The sequence below is a fragment of the Acinetobacter sp. GW821-FHT01E09 genome (assembly GCF_059422385.1).
The window spans coordinates 3348518-3369500 of the sequence record NZ_JBWKWU010000001.1 but is presented as its reverse complement, the minus strand read 5'-3'; the positions used below and the strand labels follow the sequence as shown (position 1 = coordinate 3369500).

Sequence of the window (20983 nt, the reverse complement as noted above, 5' to 3'; positions counted from 1 at the left end):
GTTGTTAGTTGAAGGTTACATAAGTTCCAGCAAAACGAGCATTGTGTGCCATTAAAGCTGCTTAATATCGTGTTCAACTAGATCTAGGATGCCAAATCACGAATCATTCGATTAATAAACTTAGTAAGTACTCAGTTGGCTTTGGCCCCCCGACATACTCAACTGAGCATGATTATGCGCCCAACTCGTCTTCATGCAAAAAATGAGTATGCTGAGGCGCACGTTTGGTACGGCTCCACTCTTCCAGCATTTCTAATTTCATTTCTTCGGTAATTCGTGCAATTTTTGCATCTGCATGCACATCGTTATAGGTCAGTTCTAAACGATGACCATTGGGGTCAAAGAAATAAATCGAGTGGAAAATGCCATGGTTGGTGACACCAAGAACTTTAACACCCTGTGTTTCAAGATGTTCTTTTGCAATCAATAACGTATCGAGGTCTTCAACTTCAAATGCGATATGTTGAACCCATTGAGGGGTATTTTCGTCACGCCCCATATCGGGTTGAGTGGGCAGTTCAAAAAATGCCAATACATTGCCTTGTCCAGCATCTAAGAATAAATGCATATACGGATCAAAGGCTTTAGTAGAAGGCACATGGTCTTCAGCAAAGGCCAAAATAAAATCCATATTGAGCATTTTTTTATACCATTCCACGGTTTCTTTGGCATCTTTACAACGATAAGCAACATGGTGAATTTTTTTAATCGCAAAGCTCATGATAAAACTCCTTTATCTCTATTCCCAATCTGGTTGTTGTTCTGGGGCTGCATTGAAGAAGGCAGGAAGGGTTAAACAGTGTTGACTAATCGACTCAATCTTTGCAAAAGCGCTTAAATCAATTTTAAAGCGTTTGGCGTTATAGACTTGAGGAATCAAACAACAGTCTGCAAATGTTGGTTGTGTACCAAAACAGAATTGCCCATTTGAATCTTGTAGTTGGGCTTCTAAGCTATTAAAGCCCGCTATGATCCAGTGTTGGTACCAGTGTTTTTTTTGCTCGTCACTGAGACTGAGATCATGTTGTAAATACTTTAAGACTCTTAAATTATTTAACGGATGAATATCGCAGGCGATCGCTTGTGCAAAAGCACGTACTTTACTGCGCGTGACGATATTGTCAGGCAATAATGAAATTGCTGGATAACGTTCTTCCAGATATTCCAAAATACTGAGTGACTGTAAAAAGCTTTGATCCTCATCCACTAAAGTTGGAACACATTGGCTTGGATTAACGGTTTGGTAACACTCTAGCAGTTGCTCATTCTTGACCAAATGCACGGGCTGTATTTCATAACTCAGTTGTTTGAGGTTCAGTGCAATCCGAACCCGATAAGCTGCAGAGCTACGAAAATAACTATACAGTTTCATAGCTCAAGTCTTCTGTTTGATGAAAGCTAAACTGGCGTGCTGGTAAAATGCTATTGGCAACCTCACCAAAGCCCACTCTGATCCCTGCTTTTTCACAGTAGCCTTTCATCACAACACGGTCACCATCTTGTAAGAAACCACGTTTTTCGCCATTCGAGAGGGTTAGCGGTTTGGTGGTATTCCATGTCAGTTCAAGCAAACTACCATAAGTATCTTCTGTAGGACCTGAAATTGTGCCTGAACCCATCAAGTCACCGACTTGGACATTGCAACCTGCAATCGTGTGGTGGGTGAGTTGCTGTGCCATTGACCAATACATATATTTAAAGTTGGTTTGGCAAATTACATCAGCGTGTGCTGATTGAGGGCTTTGAACTTCAATACTGAGGTGAATATCATAGCTGTTGGCAATATTTTCCTCTAAATAGCAAAGTGGTTTAGGCTGTTGTTCTGGACCTTTGACTTTAAACGGTTCCAGTGCTTGCATGGTCACTACCCAAGGTGAAATTGCACTTGCAAAAGTCTTGGCGTTAAACGGGCCTAATGGTACGTATTCCCATTGTTGAATATCACGTGCCGACCAGTCATTGAGCAAAACCATACCAAAAATATGCTCCCAAGCATCTGCAATCGCGATAGGCTCACCCAATTCAGTCGCTTTACCAACGATAAAGGCAGTTTCTAATTCAAAATCGAGTTTACGTGTTGCAGAGAAAACAGGGCGTTCTTGATCTGGTAATTTGATTTGGCCAGAAGGGCGAACAATATCTTTGCCACTGACAATCACAGAGCTGGCACGACCATTATATCCCACAGGCAGTTCGCTCCAGTTTGGAAGCAATGCATTCTTAGGATCTCTAAACATGGTTCCGACATTGGTGGCATGTTCTTTGGACGAGTAGAAATCTGTATAGCCAGAGACTTGAATAGGTAAGTGCAAAGTGACTGTATTTTGCTTAAACAATGCGTTTTGGCGTAAAACCACATCATCACGAAGTGTTGGATTTTCTGCAGAGAGTAGACTTTGTAATGTCGTACGAACCTTTTGCCAGTTGTGTTTACCCGTTTCTATAAATTTATTCAGTGTCGCTTGATTAAAACAATCTTGATGTCCATTGATCGCTAATAGTCCATGTGCCTCTAAGTGGGCAAGGTCTATGACCCAATCTCCAATTGCAACACCCACTCGTTTTGTGCCTTGGGGTGTTTCACTAAAAATACCGTAGGGCAAATTATGTATTGTGAAATCTGATTGTGAGTCAATTTCAAGAAAACAAGTTAAATGTGAGCTCATGATTTGCTTTCCTTGTCTTTAATTTTGTTAGGGGTGATCAAAATCTTTGATATTTTTTCTTAAGCATTTGAAAAACAAATAAATATAAAGTTATTTAGATACCTTGTTCAAATGACTCAAGCAAGTTGTCAGTGTCTTATGATTTCTATCATACTGAAAATATTTGATTACGCAATACATAATTTAATTACATAATTCATAATAATTGTTATTTGTTGAATTTTCTGCTTATATGCGCGGTTATGAGAAAAGTAAATCAATTATTTTTCGATTAGATATAGGCATTTTTGATTAACTTATGATATACGTAATTTTGAATACAAAAATTACGAGACAAGGATGAGAATAATCATATGTCAAAACATGAGCAAGGAAACCTGAAACATGGTTTAAGCAATCGGCACATCCAGCTTATCGCGCTAGGTGGTGCTATTGGTACAGGATTGTTTCTGGGTATTTCGCAATCGATTAAGCTTGCAGGTCCTTCAGTCATACTCGGTTATGCGATTGCTGGATTTATTGCGTTTTTAATGATGCGACAGTTAGGTGAAATGGTGGTTCAAGAACCGGTCAGTGGTTCATTTAGTCACTTTGCCTACAAATACTGGGGCTCATTTGCAGGTTTTATGTCTGGCTGGAATTATTGGGTACTCAATGTTTTGGTATGTATGGCAGAGCTGAGCGCAATTGGTCTTTATATTCAATATTGGTGGCCTGAAATCCCAACTTGGATTTCAGCATTGGTGTTTTTTGTTTTAATCAACGGTATCAACTTATTGCATGTAAAATTTTTTGGTGAAATGGAGTTTTGGTTCTCTATCGTCAAAATTTTGGCAATCCTAGCCATGATCGGCTTTGGTTCCTATCTACTTGCAACAGGTACAGCAGGGCCACAGGCAAGCATTAGTAACCTTTGGGCATTGGGCGGGTTTTTCCCATTTGGTGTGGAAGGTTTAGTCATGGCAATGGCTGTGATTATTTTTGCCTTTGGTGGGATTGAGCTATTTGGTATTACTGCAGCAGAAGCGCGTGATCCTGATAAAACTCTGCCTAAAGCAGTCAATCAAATTATTTATCGTATTTTGATTTTCTATATTGCAACACTGTTTATCTTATTTGCACTTTTTCCATGGAACCAAATGGCAGAAGGCGGTAGCCCATTTGTAATGGTATTTGCTTCACTGGATAGTCATGGTGTTGCAACCTTACTGAATTTTGTCATTCTTACCGCAGCTGTTTCGGTGTATAACGGGACCAGTTATTGTAGTAGTCGAATGTTACTTGGTTTAGCACAACAGGGTAATGCACCGAAGTTCCTTAAGCATATTAATAAGCGCGGTATTCCAACCAATGCGGTTTATGTTTCAGCTTTTGTCACAGTTTTATGTGTACTACTCAATTATGCATTTCCAGAAAAAGCATTTGGTTTATTGATGATGCTGGTGGTTGCTGCAATTGTGATTAACTGGGTGGTTATTTCATGGACGCATTTAAAGTTCCGTAAAGCCATGCAAACACAAGGGCAAACCACCAAGTTTCCAAGTATTGCTTATCCATTCAGTAATTATCTTTGTATTATCTTTATGTTGGGTATTCTGGTGGTAATGTCATTCACCGAGAATATGCGTATTGCGGTAATGATGATTCCAGCATGGATTCTTTGTTTGATGCTTGCTTATTATCTGAAACAACGAAAGTTAAAAAATGCACAGCAAAATGTTGTGTTAAATTCTGATGTGTAGCAAAAGATTTTAATCTTTGCAAAAGGGCTAAATTGATATTTAGCCCTTTTTGCTTTCTGTGTAATTATTAACCTATACCGAGGAAATTATTCTGCTGCTTTTAAAAACTCAATCAATTGATTGATATCATCGCCTTGTAATTGTTCACGAATTTTTAAAATCTGCTTTTCATCTAAATCATACAATTTAACTGACTGTAATTTTTCAATCTGATCTTGAGAAAACCGATATTTAATGATTTTTGCCGGTACACCACCGACAATTGCATACGCTGGCACGTCTTGAGTGACGACTGCACCTGTAGCAACGATGGCACCTTCACCTAGCGTTACCCCTTGCATAATCATGGCACGACTGCCAATCCAACAGCCATCGCCAATCACCGTATCCCCAGCGGGTAAAAAGCTACGGGTATCAAAAGGAAATGTAGAGATCCAGTCAGGGCGATGTAATTGATTGCCACCCATCATGACCACACATTCCGCCCCAAAACAAACAAAGTTACCAATATATAATTGGTCAATTGGTTTCTCTACAGTTGACGGCTTATCATGCAAATAACGCACCACGCAACGTTCAAATCCCTGATCCCAATATGCCGAATAATACGAATAATTTCCTTTAATATGAATATTGGGATTTTTCACAGTCTTAGAAATAAACTCAAATTCGCACCAATGTTTTACGGGGGAGTGAATAGCGTCAGTCATGGGAGTACAAAAGCTTAAGTGCAAAGGCTAGAGCGCGCATTGTAACCTTAGATTGAACTTAGATCTTGATCAGCAATTAAAAAATATTCAGTGCATTGGGTTTAAACATCAATTCTTCAGCGATGCCTTGGCTGGTATTCAAGTATTAACCTATTTTTAAATGGATCAAATGCGTGGCATGCGTATGACGAATATGATCAGCACGATGGTTAAAGTAACGATGGGTAATGTCTTTACCTGATAAATCTTCAACCACCTGATAACCCATCATTGCAACTGCATGATGCAATGCTTGCGAAGAAAACGCACCAATTAAAGGCTCTTTTAAGAAACGGGTAAACTGTGACACTGCGAAGCTACCCAAACGCTCAATACCTTGTAAGGCTCTATAATCAATCGAATAATCCATCACGACTTGGCTATTTTTGCCAGTAAAGGCTGCAATGTTGTGTAAGGTTGCTAGGGTTGCTTGTGGGGTTAAATAATGGGTTGTGCCCAGCCATGAAAAAAATGCAGCTTGGGTATTTTGAAATCCACTACGCGCCAAAGCATCAGACAGTTTTTCTTTTTCAAAATCAATCCCTACAAATTCTACATTGCTTGGGAGCTCAGCTGTATTACTGAGCTTTTTTAATTTTTCTAATTTGGTTCTTTGTGTATCAGGATGATCAATTTCAAATATTTTGAGTTGAGGGTATTGCTGGGCCAAGCGTAATACAAAAGAGTCTAGACCAGCGCCAACCAATACATACTGTTGAATATGATCATGTTCAATCGCTTGCTTTAAAAGATCTTCTGTATAGCGAGAACGTCCAACCACTTGTCCAGTCAATTTACCAAAAGTTTGATTCATCAAATTGGAATTTAACGCTTTACGTAGAAGGGCGTTATTTAAAAGTAAGCGCCATTGTGAATTGGTCATTTCAAATGCATAAGGATCAGAGAATACGGGATCGTTGGCATTTAAATGGTGATTGGCCCTAATTGCTGCTGCCGCTTCAGAAGTTTTACTTGCTCGTCCTGCTTTCATCCTCATCCTCAATGAATTTTAATTTTTCCTCAATGTAATGCATAGAGAATATTTAACAATGGCAATTTACTTTGAGCAGTTGGTGAAAATTGCTAGTTTTCTTGGTATCTATATGGCCGAGGCATTTTATTTAGCTTGGCGCAAGATCTGAGCGATGTATAGATGATGTTTGATATTTATTCAATGGATAGGCGAGCAGTGTTATTTTCTGGGTGAATGTAGGATTATTCTGATCTGACTGTTTTTTAAATTTTTTTATCTATAGGCACCCTTCACTTGTATGAATAATGAGGTGGTTTGACTATATATCTTGAGTTTTTGACAAAAAATATTTGAGTCTGTTTGTCTTAGTCAATGATTGATGACTGAATATAAAAGTGATTCGTTTTTTGTTATTGATATTATATTTTTAGCCTAATAAAAAGGGCTGAATCATCAGCCCTAGTATGTGTTAAATATATTCAACACTTACCACTTCATATTCCACTTCACCCTGTGGTGTGGTGATTTTGGCTTCGTCGCCTTCATTCTTACCAAGAAGACCACGCGCAATAGGTGAGTTCACTGAGATCTTATTGATCTTAAAGTCAGCTTCATCATCACCTACAATTTTATAGGTTTTCTTTTCTTCAGTATCCAAATTCTCAATGGTTACTGTCACACCAAAAACTACACGACCAGTTTGTTCAAGTCCTTTAACATCAATGACTTGGCAAGCACCAAGTTTACCTTCGATGTCTTGAATACGACCTTCACAAAAACCTTGTTGCTCGCGCGCTGCATGGTATTCTGCGTTTTCTTTTAAATCCCCATGTTCACGTGCTTCTGCAATTGCAGCAATAATACGTGGACGATCAACAGATTTTAGCTGTTGCAATTCTTTCTCTAAGGCGACCTTGCCTTCAGGAGTCATAGGATAACGTTGCATTGTTGTCCCTCAGTTCAGTATTTTAAAAAATACAGGTTTATAAAATGAAAAAAGCCCGCCACCGATAAGATGGCGGGACTTATCGGAAACGAATTAACCTAGTGTTTGCAAATCTTGCAAGCGATATACATCCATTGGCAATTTAATTGCTAAAGCTTGGCATACAGCATCAGCACCATTCAAGGTTGTTGTGTAATACACTTTACCTTGAAGCGCAGAGCGACGGATTGAGAATGAATCCTGCTGAGCTTGTTTACCTTCTGTAGTATTGATAATGAGGTGAATCTCGCCATTTTTCAAGCGGTCGACAATATTTGGACGACCTTCTGTTACTTTATTCACACGTTCACATTCAATACCAGCGTCTTTAATGACATCATAAGTACCGCCAGTTGCGATAATTTTGAAGCCTAAATCCACCAATTGTTTCGCAATACCCGCGGCACGAGGTTTATCTGAATGACGTACTGAAATAAATACGTGCTTCACTTCACCTTCAGTTGGTTTACCCGGTAAGCGATCATTAGAGCCTAACACAGCTTTATAGAAAGCTTCACCAAAAGTTGTACCAACACCCATCACTTCACCAGTAGATTTCATTTCTGGTCCAAGGATCGGGTCTACACCTGGGAATTTGTTGAACGGGAATACTGCTTCTTTCACAGCAAAATGCGTTGGGATAATTTCTTTTGTGAATCCTTGAGATTCTAAAGATTGACCCGCCATACAACGTGCTGCAACTTTTGCTAATGATTCGCCGATACATTTAGAAACGAACGGTACTGTACGAGACGCACGTGGGTTCACTTCAAGAATATAAACGTCATTGCCTTTAACAGCAAACTGTACGTTCATCAAGCCAATCACACCAAGCTCTTTCGCCATAGCAACGGTTTGACGACGCATTTCATCCTGAATCTCTGTAGAAAGAGAGTAAGGCGGAATTGAACATGCTGAGTCACCAGAGTGAATACCCGCTTGTTCGATATGCTGCATAATACCGCCGATCACCACATCTTTGCCGTCAGATACACAGTCAACATCGACTTCTGTTGCATCATCAAGGAAATGGTCAAGCAGTACAGGTGCTTCGTTAGACGCTTGTACAGCATCACGCAAGTAACGTTTAAGTTCGTCGTCGTTGTATACGATTTCCATCGCACGACCACCAAGAACATAAGATGGACGTACAACCAACGGATAACCCACTTTAGATGCTTCAGCCATACCTTCTTCAGCAGATTTAACAATGCTGTTGCTTGGTTGACGAAGATTCAAACGTTGAATCATCTGTTGGAAACGTTCACGATCTTCTGCACGGTCAATTGCATCTGGAGATGTACCGATAATTGGTGCGCCTGCTTCTTCTAAAGCACGAGCCAATTTCAAAGGTGTTTGACCGCCGTACTGTACGATAATACCTTTTGGTTTTTCTGTACGTACGATTTCTAAAACGTCTTCTAAAGTGATCGGTTCAAAGTACAAACGATCAGATGTGTCATAGTCAGTTGAAACCGTTTCAGGGTTACAGTTAACCATAATGGTTTCATAACCATCTTCACGCATTGCAAGGGCAGCGTGAACACAGCAATAATCGAACTCGATCCCTTGACCAATACGGTTAGGACCACCACCGATCACCATGATCTTGTCACGGTTAGATGGATTCGCTTCACATTCGTCATCATAAGTTGAGTACATGTAAGCAGTATCTGACTCGAACTCAGCTGCACAGGTATCTACACGTTTGTAAACAGGGTATACACCCAAGTTCCAACGGTGCTTACGGAATTGCTTTTGCGAAATACCCATCAAGTCTGCGATACGTAAATCAGATAAACCTTTACGTTTAAATGCACGGATATTGTCAGCATTCAAATCACCAAAACCTAAAGTTTTGATTTGCTCTTCAGACTGAATGATGTCTTGGATTTGAATCAAGAACCAACGATCGATATTGGTTGCAGCAAATACTTCATCTAATGTGAAGCCATGACGGAATGCATCAGCAACATACCAAATACGCTCAGGACCTGGCACTTTAAGCTCTACCAAGATTTTATCTTTCGCGCCTTCAGTACCCACCGCAATTTTCTCATCGAAACCACAAGCACCGACTTCAAGACCACGAAGTGCCTTTTGTACTGATTCTTGGAAGTTACGACCAATTGCCATGACTTCACCCACAGATTTCATCTGTGTTGTGAGTGTTGCATCAGCTTGTGGGAATTTCTCGAAGTTAAAGCGAGGAATCTTGGTTACAACATAGTCGATTGCAGGTTCAAATGACGCAGGCGTTGTACCGCCAGTGATGTCATTTTTCAATTCATCAAGGGTATAACCCACTGCAAGTTTTGCTGCAATTTTGGCAATAGGGAAACCTGTTGCTTTAGACGCAAGCGCAGAAGAACGAGATACACGAGGGTTCATCTCGATCACAACCATACGGCCATCTTTCGGGTTGATACCGAACTGAACGTTTGATCCGCCTGTCTCTACACCAATTTCACGTAGCACTGCTAAAGAAGCATTACGCAGTAATTGGAACTCTTTATCTGTTAGTGTCTGCGCAGGTGCAACAGTAATGGAGTCACCTGTATGCACACCCATTGGATCGAAGTTTTCAATGGTACATACAATGATACAGTTGTCGTTTTTATCACGAACAACTTCCATTTCATATTCTTTCCAGCCAATTAATGATTCATCAATCAATAATTGTTTGGTTGGAGAAAGATCAAAACCGCGTTCACAGATTTCAATGAATTCTTCTTTGTTATAGGCGATACCACCACCTGAACCACCCATCGTAAATGATGGGCGGATAATCACAGGGAAGCCGAAACGGGCTTGAATTTCAAGCGCATGTTCCATGCTTTCTGCAACATCAGCACGTGGGCATTCCAAACCAATTTTGCGCATTGCGATATCGAAAAGTTTGCGATCTTCCGCTTTTTCGATGGCTTCTTTGGTCGCACCAATCAATTCAACATTGTATTTTTCTAAAATACCGTTGGCATCAAGTGCCAATGCACAGTTTAATGCCGTTTGACCACCCATTGTTGGAAGAACCGCATCTGGGCGTTCTTTCTCAATGATTTGTGCAACAGTTTGCCACGTAATCGGTTCGATATACGTTGCATCTGCCATAGTCGGGTCAGTCATAATGGTGGCTGGGTTAGAGTTCACCAAAATAACACGGTAGCCTTCTTCACGAAGGGCTTTACATGCTTGCGCACCTGAGTAATCGAACTCACATGCTTGCCCGATGACAATCGGACCCGCACCAATAATTAAGATGCTTTTAATGTCTGTACGTTTAGCCATGATCGCTTCCTTAATTACTTCTTAGATGCTTCAATAAGTTCGATGAAATGATCGAACAATGGGGCACAGTCATGTGGACCAGGGCTTGCTTCAGGGTGACCTTGGAAGCTAAACGCAGGTTTATCTGTACGATGAATACCTTGTAAGGTTTGATCGAACAAAGATTTATGCGTAGCTTTAAGGTTTGCAGGTAAAGTTTCTGCATCTACTGCGAAGCCATGGTTTTGAGAAGTAATCATCACTGTACCATTTTCAAGATTCTGTACAGGATGGTTTGCACCGTGGTGGCCATGTGGCATTTTCACAGTTCTAGCGCCAGAAGCTAAAGCTAGAATTTGATGACCCAAACAAATACCGAAAACAGGTAGGTTTGTAGTTTCAACAATGGTTTTTACTGCTGCAATTGCATAATCACATGCTGCTGGATCGCCGGGTCCATTTGACAAAAATACGCCATCTGGATTTAACGCCAATACTTTTTCAGCAGGTGTTTGTGCAGGAACAACAGTTAATTTACATCCGCGGTCAGCAAGCATACGTAAGATGTTGGTTTTGACACCATAATCGTATGCAACAACATGAAATTTTGCTTCTGGTTGAGAAAAGCCTTGGCCCAATGTCCATGAGCCTTCGGTCCATTCAAAACCTTCTGGGTCACAACATTCTTTCGCAAGGTCTAAACCATCTAGACCACCAAAGGCACGTGCTTTTGCAATAGCTTCTTCTTCAGTAATATTATCGCCGGCAAGAATGCATCCGTTTTGTGCGCCTTTGTCACGTAAAATACGTGTCAATTTACGAGTATCGATATCTGCAATGGCAACGACATTATGTTGTTGTAAATATTCGCCAAGAGACTGAGTAGCTCGGAAATTGCTGTGTAATAACGGTAGGTCACGAATGATTAAACCATTCGCCCAAACTTTATGAATTCGACCTGATTCAGCGTCTTCTTCATTACAACCAGTATTACCGATATGAGGATAAGTTAAAGTTACAAGTTGCTGTGCATAACTAGGGTCGGTCAAAATTTCTTGATAACCAGTCATGGCAGTGTTAAAAACGACTTCACCAGTCGTACTTCCCGTAGCGCCGATCGATGTACCTTTAAAAACAGTACCGTCAGCAAGGGCTAAAATGGCGGGGGTGCTCAAACCATAGCTCCTGAACTAAAACCACAAAAATAGGGCTGTAAAAAAGCGAGTAGACGAAAAAAAAGGAAGGCTTACTAAATCCTACCCTCCTCTTGTCTGCTCGCTTGTAACTTAACAGCGCATTATACGCATGAGCCTCTCGAAAGTCTATTTTATTTCGAGGGATAATCTAAGATAAATACCTTGCTATTTAGCATTAATTCTGCTTTTAAAGTGAATTGTTTGAAATTGTAAGTATTTAAATATTGTCAGACAAATCAAAATCTAAAATTTATCCTTTCAATGTATCTTATTGACTCACATTCCAGGGGGAATCAATATGACTATATCTAAAGAAACTGTTACAAATAAAGTAACAAAAGAGACTGCAGCTTTGAAAGAAGTTGTGACTGAAACTACTGAAAATTTAGAGAAGTTAGGTAAAGAAGCGCAGCAGAAAGTTGCTGAAGCGGTTACCGAAACTAAAACTAAACTTGAAGCAGAATCAGAGCAATTAACTGAGCAAGTTCAAGATCAAGTACAAAACTTTAAACAAGATTTGGTGCAACGTCTTGATGTGATCAAATCACAATTTTCAACTTCACAAAAAGATTTGGTTGAATTGGCTGATTTCTTAAAATCTGAATTAAGCATTTTAGTGAAAGAGTTAACTGAAGTTGGTAAAGAAATTCGTGAAGATGTTTCACAAATTTCGAGCAAACATAAAGTACAGTTAACTGAAACTTTAAAGCGTTCAAAAGACCATACTTTAGAAGTTTGGAATAAAGTAACAACAAAACAATAAGATATGTAAAGCTTATGTTTTGAGGAAAGCCATTTCTAAGAAAAATGGCAATAAAAAAGTGAGGCTAGTTGCCTCACTTTTTTATTTTCAAGCACAGTTTACATAAGCGTATTTTAAAATGTATGTAACCAATCACGTTTATTGTGAAAGTCGGCTTGTTGGCCACTGTGTTGCATGGCAAAGAAATGTTGACCTTGCGTGGTATTTAAAACAGCGCTTAAACCCAAAAATAAGTCTGACCATTTTAATTTATTGGCAAGCATGAACTCGCTAAGATCTATGCTGACATTTAATCCATAATGCGTGCGCTTTAACTGATTTAATTCAATGTCATAAGCAACGACTGGTGGCATATTTTCAGGATAACGATATTCTTCAAATTGGTAAGCTTGCCAAGCTTGAGAAGGGGATAGATTAATTTCACGATAATAATCTTCACCTTGCACACCAATAAAAATCTCAAAACAGGTATTTTCCCAAAGGAAATCCTGACGTGGATTTGCTGTAACCAGTTCAGGATAAATTATGAATTGATTGGGATCTCTTAACCAATAACCGACATTGAGTGTATATGGGCTAATTTGTTCAATCGCACCAACTAGGGAGATACTTTGAAAACGACGATCAAATGCATTCAGTTCGAAACTTGCCATGAAAATAAATCTTAATTTGAAAGATGAGCGTGGCGAACTAAATTAGACAATTTTGGATTTTGTTTCGCAGCTTTTTTATAAAGCAATGCAATTTTACCAATTGTTTGAACAACTTCCGCACCAGTGACATTGGCAATTTCAGTAATCGTTGCAGCACGTGCTTCGCGGTCTTCACCTGTAACCTTGACTTTAATTAACTCGTGATCATTTAAAGCACGGTTTAATTCTTCAACGACACTTTCAGTCAAGCCTTTATCGCCAAGCATTACAACAGGGTTTAACGCATGTCCGATTTGACGTAAACGTTTACGTTCTTGGATAGATAGAGCCGCCATAAAAGATAACCTAATTTTAGAAACGACTTAGTATAACAAAAGCCATATCACTACGCTGTAAATTCTGTAGAAATAATCGATGAAGCTTATTCAAAAAAACATATCAATATCTGTCGATTTAAATCAATATGAATACTGCAATGAGAATTTTTTTCACGTACAATCAGAAGTTAGTTATCGGTTTAGATCAAGAGAGTTATGGCTACACGCATTACCAACCAGAAGTTATCCAAAAGTAGTCGTGCGTGGATGAGAGAGCATTTAGATGACCCTTTTGTGAAAAAAGCACAAAAAGAAGGTTACCGCGCTCGTGCTGCATATAAACTTCTTGAAATTCAAGAAAAACACAAAATGATTAAACCAGGGATGACCGTGGTGGACTTGGGTGCTGCACCAGGAAGTTGGTCGCAAATCGCAGGTAAACTGGTCGGTGATAAAGGTTTAGTGATTGCTTCAGATATTTTAGAAATGGATGCTTTACCTGATGTTACCTTCTTACAAGGTGACTTTAGAGAAGAAGAAGTTTTCGAAAAATTGTTAAATATTTTAAATGGACGCACTGTAGACGTTGTAATTTCAGATATGGCCCCCAATACATCAGGTAATAGGGCTGTAGATCAACCTCGCCAGATTTACTTGTGTGAACTTGCATTAGATTTTGCCAACAAGGTTCTTGGACCAAAAGGGCAGTTTTTAGTTAAAGTTTTCCAAGGAACTGGTTTTGATGAGTTCCGAAAGCAAGTCGTGGATAGTTTTGATGTGTTAAAAACAGCAAAACCAGCTGCTTCACGTGCACGTTCAAAAGAAGTTTTTTTAATTGGACAGGGCCGTAAAAAAGTTTCGCAATAGCTGGTGTTTTTGAGGTATGTTCATTCTTCGTAATGAATTGCCAACAAATGCTTGCCAAGTTGTTAAAAATTGTGCATTTTGTACCTTTTTAACCTTTATTGCGAAATTCATTACTCGCTTTTTGTTACGATCAAGCAAGATTGAGCCTGATCAAAATAGTTATATATGGGAATAAAGCTTTGAGCGATTACTTCAAAAATGCCGTATTGTGGCTGGTCATACTGGGTGTGCTGATCTTAATCTTCAGCAATCTCAGTGACCGCAGTAAGCCTTCTGCGATGAATTATTCAGAATTCGTCACAGCGGTGAATGCTGGTCAAATTAGTAAAGTCACAATTGATGGTGAAAGAATAAGCGGCGAAAAAAAGAACGGTTCGAACTTTGAAAGTATTCGCCCAGCAGTTCAAGATCCTGAATTGATGCCTACACTCATCAAAAATAACGTTGTAGTTGAAGGTACTGCACCTCAACGTCAAGGTTTATTGATGCAACTTCTCATCGCAAGCTTTCCTGTGCTTTTAATTATTTTATTGTTCATGTTCTTTATGCGTAACATGGGTGGTGGTGCAGGCGGTAAAAATGGTCCAATGAGTTTTGGTAAATCTAAAGCAAAAATGCTTTCAGAAGACCAAATCAAAGTGACCTTTACCGATGTTGCTGGTTGTGATGAAGCAAAACAAGAAGTTGTGGAAATCGTTGATTTCTTGAAAGACCCTGCAAAATTCAAACGCTTAGGTGCAACAATTCCTAAAGGCGTATTGATGGTTGGTCCTCCAGGTACAGGTAAAACTTTACTTGCGAAAGCGATTGCTGGTGAAGCCAAAGTTCCATTCTTTAGTATTTCAGGTTCTGACTTCGTTGAAATGTTCGTTGGTGTGGGTGCATCTCGTGTGCGTGACATGTTCGAACAGGCGAAACGCCATGCACCATGTATCATCTTTATTGATGAGATTGATGCAGTTGGTCGTCATCGTGGTTCAGGTACAGGTGGTGGTCATGATGAACGTGAACAAACACTCAACCAAATGCTTGTTGAAATGGATGGTTTCGAAGGGAATGAAGGGATTATCGTCATTGCTGCAACAAACCGTGCGGATGTACTAGATAAAGCATTACTTCGTCCGGGGCGTTTCGACCGTCAAGTGATGGTGGGTCTGCCAGATATTAAAGGTCGTGAACAGATCTTGGCAGTGCATTTGAAGAAACTTCCTTCGGTAACAGGTGTTGATCTTAAAGTATTGGCACGTGGTACACCTGGTTTCTCTGGTGCGCAATTGGCGAATCTTGTCAATGAAGCTGCATTGTTTGCTGCTCGTCGTAACAAGAACACCGTCGATATGCATGACTTTGAAGATGCAAAAGATAAGATCTACATGGGCCCTGAGCGTAAGTCGATGGTGATCCGTGAAGAAGAACGTCGCGCGACTGCTTATCATGAAGCAGGTCATGCCATTGTTGCAGAAATTCTTCCAGGGACTGACCCTGTGCATAAAGTAACAATTATGCCACGTGGTTGGGCTTTGGGTGTAACTTGGCAGTTGCCAGAACATGATCAAACCAGCCATTACAAGTCTAAGATGTTGAATGAACTTTCAATCTTATTCGGTGGTCGTATTGCAGAAGAAGTTTTCATTGATCAAATGTCAACGGGTGCGTCTAACGACTTTGAACGTGCAACCAAAATGGCACGCGCAATGGTGACCAAGTACGGTATGTCAGACAAAATGGGCGTGATGGTCTATGAAGATGAAAACCAAAATGGTTTCTTCGGAAATGTCGGTAGCCGTACGATTTCTGAAGCAACACAGCAACAAGTTGATCAAGAAGTACGTCGTATCCTAGATGAACAGTATCGTGTTGCGCGTGATATCCTTGAAAATAATAAAGATATTGCGCATGCAATGGTAAAAGCCTTGATGGAGTGGGAAACGATTGATCGTGATCAAATCCGTGACATCATGGAAGGTCGTGATCCTCAGCCACCTAAGGTTTATGTGGCTGAAAATCCAGTGCTTGATGTAACACCTACAGATGGTCCATCAACACCACCACCATTACCAGCGACCTGATCAGTCAGTGAATAAACAAGAGCCTCAATTGAGGCTCTTTTTTTATACGAAAAAATTCACAGATGAAAAAAAATCACTGTGCTACTGATTTGAATTGTTAAACTAGCCTGAATTGAATAAGGAGAATTGACATGCAACTGATGCCACTACCCAAGCAAATTTTGCAATGTGGGCGTTTGAGTCTGGATTTATCGCAAGCACATGTCATGGGTATCTTGAATGTCACTCCAGATTCATTTAGCGATGGTGGGAAGCATGATCAAAAAGATCAAGCTGTTGCTTATGCCAAGCAAATGATGGCTGATGGTGCGACAGTGATTGATGTTGGCGGTGAATCTACACGTCCGGGTGCATCTGTAGTCGAGATTGCCGAAGAAATACGTCGTGTTGTTCCTGTGGTTGCTGAATTAGCCAAATTGGATGTCATTATTTCAATAGATACCTCACAGCCTGAAGTCATTCGTGAGGCGGTTAAAGCTGGTGCACATATTTGGAATGATGTCCGTGCCTTAACTCGTCCATATGCCTTAGAGACTGCTGCAGAGCTTAATATCCCTGTGATTATTATGCATATGCGAGGCGAGCCAACCACAATGAATCATCTTGACCAGTATGAAGATGTTACTCAAGAGGTAATTGCTGAATTACAGCAACGCGTAGATGATGCACTACAGGCAGGAATTCAGCCTAAAAATATTATGATAGATCCTGGTTTTGGTTTTGCTAAAAATGCGCAACAAAATTTAAAGCTTCTCAATGAGTTTTATCAACTGAACAACATGGGTTATCCAATTTTATCAGCCTTATCTCGTAAGCGCTTCATTGGTGAAGCTTTAGATGGTGCAGATGCCAATCATCGTGCTGTAGGTAGTGTTGCTGCACACTTGCTCAGTATTCAACAAGGCGCGTGTATGGTGCGTGCACATGATGTAAAAGCAATGTCGGATGCAATTAAAGTATGGCAAGCCATGCGCTCTGCAATTTAATGATGAATGATCAATAGTCCCTGATATTGTTTGATCTTTTTTAAAATTTTGATCATCTACATCTGAAAAATTAATCAGTTAAATTGCCCGATCAATTTGGTGAATTGTATGGTTTGTGTTATATAAGCGCGTGAATTGCTGTTTTATTTTAGGTTGCAATGTTTAACGATCTACTTCTCCCAATGTTCGATGATGAATATTATCCAGATATTCTAGTTGCTGAGGTTAAGCAACTTATTGAAAATTTTGCTAAAAAAGTGGCAAAAACCAGCTTTAGTGATGCAGAAATTTATTCTATGGCAAAACTGACTGTGACTGAAATTAATGAAATGAAGCCACAGTTTGAGGATCTTGATTCTTCTTTGGATGGTACTGCAGCTGATTATATTGCTGAAGCAATGATGATGGTGGTACAAGACCAAGGGTATCTCGATATTGAAATGGAAGAGCTTGTTGCAAATAGAGAGTGGTAAGCCACTCTCTTTTTTTGCTATCGATTTTTAGAGATAAATAGGGGAGAGAGCTTAACTCCTTACTTATTTATGCTGCTTATTAAGCTGATTTTTTCGATAAAAACATAAATATGTATTAAATTTAAACATTTAAATATCAATTGTTTAAAGTATGAGCATTGGTGTGTTTCAATGCTTGACGTAGGGTAGATAACTTTAGATAATGCGCACACAGTTTATGGCTATGTAGCTCAGTTGGTTAGAGCACCGCACTCATAATGCGGGGGTCACAGGTTCAAGTCCCGTCATAGCCACCATTTTTATAGACCATGCTCACTGCATGGTCTCTTTTTTTGTGCATCATCAAAAGATCACTAGATACAGATAAAAATTATCATCACGTATGAATATTTAGAATACTGAAAAAATCCAGTTGAATGTTTGATTAAGCTTTTTCTGCTAAATAATTTTCTATAAATCTTTGTGTTTGCGTGTCAAGGTAGAATGGCGCAATCAAGGATTGAATGATCTCATCCAATAAGCCATGTTGATCCAAAGCACCTAGTGTATGTGGAATAAAGCGATCTGCTTCGATAAATAAATCGTTTTGATCTAAGCCAACAGAGTGTAGTAATTCTTGTAAGCTATATTCGCCAAAGTATTCATAAAATGCTTCAACAACATTTAAAATGACCTGTTGCATATATTCTGTTTGACGTAATTCTTTCCAAGTTTCATAAACAAGAATAAAGAATTCCTCAAAATCAATCGATTGAACTTGAGAGAAAGCCTCTTTTAATGAGCGTTGCTTAACTTCATTCCAAACATGTGTAGCGATATCTGCTAGGTCTTCATTAGGCAGTAGAATGATATTGCTGAGTTGGCTACGGATAGCAGTTGCGAGTTGCTGTTCTAATTTAAGCTCAATATTATGTTGCTGATCTTGAATAAAGCTAATGACTTTCGCGCCAATACGGTTGTGTTTAACGGTGTATTGACGCAGCTGGTTGAGCCAAGGCGTGTTGCTTTCTAAAATCTGGTTGGCAAGCTGTAGGCTAACCTGTTGAATCTGCGGGTTGTGCTGTAAGTTTTCTTGAATATAGTCTCTTAATTGTTCTAATTCTAAGATTTTAAACATCCACAGTTCAAAAGACTCATCTGAGAGTAGATCATTGAAAATGGTTTGACTATGAATGGCATATTGATGAATTTTTTGAGCGACGACACCGATAAATTCAAGAATATCTGCGCCTAAATTCAATTCAAAAGCATATTTTTGCACCACAGACTGCAGTTGCTCAAGTTGAATCACATTTTTTAAAAGGATTTTGTCTGCATTTTGATAGGTTTGGGAAATAAAATTTTGAATAAATTGCGGATTTTTTTGATCTAAGAGTTGTTTTTTAATAAAGCGAACTTGCTCAAGCAAGAGTGCTTGAGCAAGTTCCTGAGCAAAGCTCGAAGGTGGAGGTGAATTATTCACATTCACGAGGCTTATACACCTGCTTTCCAGCCATTTACAATCGGATAACGGCGTTCACGGCTAAATGCGCGTGAGCTGATACGTGGTCCAATTGAACCTTGACGACGTTTGTATTCGTTGCGGTCGACAAGCTGAATGACTTTTTCCACGATTGCACGTTCAAAACCTTTGGCAATGATGTCTTCTTGGCTTTGTTCTTCCTCAATATATGCATATAGAATGGCATCAAGTACATCATAAGCAGGTAAAGAGTCTTGGTCTTTTTGATCAGGACGAAGTTCTGCTGATGGTGGACGAGAAATAACCCGTTCAGGAATCACCGGCGTTTCAGAAATACTGTTACGGTACTTAGCCAATTCAAAAACAATGGTTTTATAAACATCTTTGAGTACAGCAAAACCACCTACCATATCGCCATACAGTGTGCAGTAACCGACAGAAAGCTCAGACTTATTGCCTGTTGCAAGCACAAGGTTACCAAACTTGTTGGATAAGCCCATAAGCAATGTACCACGTGCACGCGCTTGAAGGTTTTCTTCAGTTGTATCCGCAGGTGAGTTACCAAAGAATGGGAACAAGGTCTGCATAAAGCTATTTACGATAGGATGAATTTCGGCAATACCAAAAGTAACACCCATACGTTTTGCTTGTTCAGTGGCATCTTCCACACTAATTTGTGATGTGTAGGTATAAGGCATCATCACGGCTTGAACTTTATCTGCGCCAATCGCATCAACTGCAATTGCCAAGGTTAAAGCTGAGTCGATACCGCCTGATAGGCCTAAAATCACACCTGGGAAACCAGAGCGTTGTACATAGTCGCGTGTTGCTAAAACCAACGCTTGATAGATCTCAGCCATAGTGTTTAATGCTGGTGCAGCTTCAACCACTTGATAGGCTTTGTTTTCTATTTGGTAGTTAGCAAAGTAGAGATCTTCTTTAAAGCTTGGTGCTTGTAATGCAACTTCACCTGAATGGTTAATGACAAAACTGGTCCCATCAAAAATGAGATCATCTTGACCGCCCACTTGGTTGATATAAACCACATTGAGGTGGAGCTGTTTTGCTAACTCTTTTAATGTTTCAATACGATGTTGCGGTTTGCCGACTTCATAAGGTGAAGCATTCAAGACCAAAACACTTTCCACATTGAGTTGAGCAAGCTGTTGAACTGTATTTAAAGACCATACATCTTCGCAAATCAGTACCCCGAACTTATGACCTAAGTACTCAAATACAAGATGTTGATGTCCTTCATTAAAATAACGCTTTTCATCAAAAACGCTGTAATTAGGAAGATTTTGTTTGTTGTAAACCCCTAAAACTTGTCCATCTTTCATCACTGCGGCAGCATTGTAGCGTTGACCATCGTCAGTAAGATTGGCAAAACCAAATACCATCACGATGTCTTTAACAGTAGACAGTTTCTCGAAAGCTTGTGCAGTACGCTTTGCTAGGCTTGGGCGTAAAAGCAAATCTTCGGCAGGGTAACCGATTATAGAAAGTTCAGGGAAAACAACAATTTCAGCATTCTGTTTTTTTGCATCATTGGCTTGTTCAATCATTTTTTGAACGTTCGACTCAATATCACCAATGAATGGAGAGAATTGCGCGAGAGCAATTTTAAAACTTTTCATTTAAACCAAATCCTATTCCAATAGGGTAATTTATATACAAATTGTTGATTTTTAAAATGTAGTTATTCAACATATGTATATAGATATCACAGAAATTGCCAAAGGGCGAAACTATAAAATCATTAAAAATCATCAAAAATCTTTATTTTCTTGCAAGGCAAAAATTTCAGACATTGAG

18 protein-coding genes and 1 tRNA gene are annotated in these 20983 nt (G+C 39.5%); 7 read left to right on the top strand and 12 right to left on the bottom strand.

Annotated elements, in window-relative coordinates; translation table 11 throughout:
- Positions 1–172: 172 nt before the first annotated feature.
- Genes AC07U8_RS15465 through fahA form a run of 3 tightly spaced genes read right to left on the bottom strand, consistent with a single transcriptional unit; the run spans position 173 to position 2666 of the window.
- Positions 173–721 (bottom strand): VOC family protein, encoded by a 549-nt coding sequence (locus AC07U8_RS15465; RefSeq protein WP_004823238.1) that lies wholly within the window; start codon positions 719–721, stop codon positions 173–175.
- 18 nt (positions 722–739) lie between these two features.
- On the bottom strand, positions 740–1372 hold the full coding sequence (maiA, locus tag AC07U8_RS15460; protein ID WP_034610836.1) for a maleylacetoacetate isomerase: 633 nt from the start codon (positions 1370–1372) through the stop codon (positions 740–742).
- Entirely contained in the window at positions 1359–2666 is a 1308-nt protein-coding gene (fahA, locus tag AC07U8_RS15455) for a fumarylacetoacetase (protein WP_494738233.1), read from the bottom strand. Before fahA ends, maiA begins: the two co-directional genes overlap by 14 nt.
- A gap of 353 nt (positions 2667–3019) precedes the next feature.
- Here fahA and AC07U8_RS15450 point away from each other — a divergent pair, with 353 nt between their 5' ends.
- Positions 3020–4408, top strand: coding sequence for an amino acid permease (locus tag AC07U8_RS15450; RefSeq protein ID WP_004823234.1), 1389 nt, complete (start codon positions 3020–3022; stop codon positions 4406–4408).
- Between the two features lie 86 nt (positions 4409–4494).
- Here the strand turns inward: AC07U8_RS15450 and AC07U8_RS15445 are convergent, their stop codons facing one another.
- The 5 genes from AC07U8_RS15445 to carA form a co-directional block, all read right to left on the bottom strand.
- Positions 4495–5118 (bottom strand): CatB-related O-acetyltransferase, encoded by a 624-nt coding sequence (locus AC07U8_RS15445; RefSeq protein WP_494738232.1) that lies wholly within the window; start codon positions 5116–5118, stop codon positions 4495–4497.
- Between the two features lie 145 nt (positions 5119–5263).
- A complete protein-coding gene (locus AC07U8_RS15440) occupies positions 5264–6148 on the bottom strand; it encodes a class I SAM-dependent methyltransferase (RefSeq protein ID WP_494738231.1) in 885 nt (294 codons plus the stop codon).
- A 451-nt stretch (positions 6149–6599) separates the two neighbouring features.
- Positions 6600–7076 (bottom strand): transcription elongation factor GreA, encoded by a 477-nt coding sequence (gene greA, locus AC07U8_RS15435; protein WP_004717337.1) that lies wholly within the window; start codon positions 7074–7076, stop codon positions 6600–6602.
- A 93-nt stretch (positions 7077–7169) separates the two neighbouring features.
- Complete coding sequence (gene carB / locus AC07U8_RS15430; RefSeq protein ID WP_004823231.1) at positions 7170–10403, bottom strand: carbamoyl-phosphate synthase large subunit; 3234 nt, start codon at positions 10401–10403, stop codon at positions 7170–7172.
- 14 nt (positions 10404–10417) lie between these two features.
- Positions 10418–11557 carry a glutamine-hydrolyzing carbamoyl-phosphate synthase small subunit gene (gene carA, locus AC07U8_RS15425; RefSeq protein WP_004823230.1) on the bottom strand — a complete coding sequence of 380 codons (1140 nt, stop codon included), beginning with the start codon at positions 11555–11557 and terminating at the stop codon, positions 10418–10420.
- Between the two features lie 319 nt (positions 11558–11876).
- Between carA and AC07U8_RS15420 the strand changes: the two genes are divergently transcribed.
- Positions 11877–12341, top strand: a complete 465-nt coding sequence (locus AC07U8_RS15420; protein WP_154129213.1) for a hypothetical protein — start codon at positions 11877–11879, stop codon at positions 12339–12341.
- 113 nt (positions 12342–12454) lie between these two features.
- Here the strand turns inward: AC07U8_RS15420 and AC07U8_RS15415 are convergent, their stop codons facing one another.
- Both AC07U8_RS15415 and yhbY read right to left on the bottom strand, forming a co-directional pair.
- Complete coding sequence (locus tag AC07U8_RS15415) at positions 12455–12994, bottom strand: DOMON-like domain-containing protein (protein ID WP_494738230.1); 540 nt, start codon at positions 12992–12994, stop codon at positions 12455–12457.
- Between the two features lie 11 nt (positions 12995–13005).
- On the bottom strand, positions 13006–13329 hold the full coding sequence (yhbY, locus tag AC07U8_RS15410; RefSeq protein WP_004717326.1) for a ribosome assembly RNA-binding protein YhbY: 324 nt from the start codon (positions 13327–13329) through the stop codon (positions 13006–13008).
- A gap of 198 nt (positions 13330–13527) precedes the next feature.
- Between yhbY and rlmE the strand changes: the two genes are divergently transcribed.
- The 5 genes from rlmE to AC07U8_RS15385 all read left to right on the top strand — a co-directional run bounded on the left by rlmE (position 13528) and on the right by AC07U8_RS15385 (position 18002).
- Entirely contained in the window at positions 13528–14178 is a 651-nt protein-coding gene (rlmE, locus tag AC07U8_RS15405) for a 23S rRNA (uridine(2552)-2'-O)-methyltransferase RlmE (RefSeq protein ID WP_004717323.1), read from the top strand.
- 179 nt (positions 14179–14357) lie between these two features.
- Positions 14358–16247: an ATP-dependent zinc metalloprotease FtsH gene (gene ftsH / locus AC07U8_RS15400; protein ID WP_004823226.1), complete on the top strand. Its 1890-nt coding sequence runs from the start codon at positions 14358–14360 to the stop codon at positions 16245–16247.
- 131 nt (positions 16248–16378) lie between these two features.
- Positions 16379–17233 carry a dihydropteroate synthase gene (gene folP / locus AC07U8_RS15395; RefSeq protein ID WP_494738229.1) on the top strand — a complete coding sequence of 285 codons (855 nt, stop codon included), beginning with the start codon at positions 16379–16381 and terminating at the stop codon, positions 17231–17233.
- 158 nt (positions 17234–17391) lie between these two features.
- Positions 17392–17706, top strand: coding sequence for a DUF5713 family protein (locus AC07U8_RS15390; RefSeq protein WP_004717317.1), 315 nt, complete (start codon positions 17392–17394; stop codon positions 17704–17706).
- A gap of 219 nt (positions 17707–17925) precedes the next feature.
- Positions 17926–18002, top strand: a tRNA-Met gene (locus tag AC07U8_RS15385).
- A 128-nt stretch (positions 18003–18130) separates the two neighbouring features.
- On the opposite strand, the gene AC07U8_RS15380 is transcribed toward AC07U8_RS15385, so the two are convergent.
- Both AC07U8_RS15380 and AC07U8_RS15375 read right to left on the bottom strand, forming a co-directional pair.
- Positions 18131–19174, bottom strand: coding sequence for a hypothetical protein (locus tag AC07U8_RS15380; RefSeq protein WP_004823222.1), 1044 nt, complete (start codon positions 19172–19174; stop codon positions 18131–18133).
- A 5-nt stretch (positions 19175–19179) separates the two neighbouring features.
- The gene (locus AC07U8_RS15375) at positions 19180–20805 is read right to left on the bottom strand and encodes an NAD+ synthase (RefSeq protein ID WP_034612475.1); all 1626 of its coding nucleotides are present in this window, start codon (positions 20803–20805) and stop codon (positions 19180–19182) included.
- Between the last annotated feature and the right edge of the window lie 178 nt (positions 20806–20983).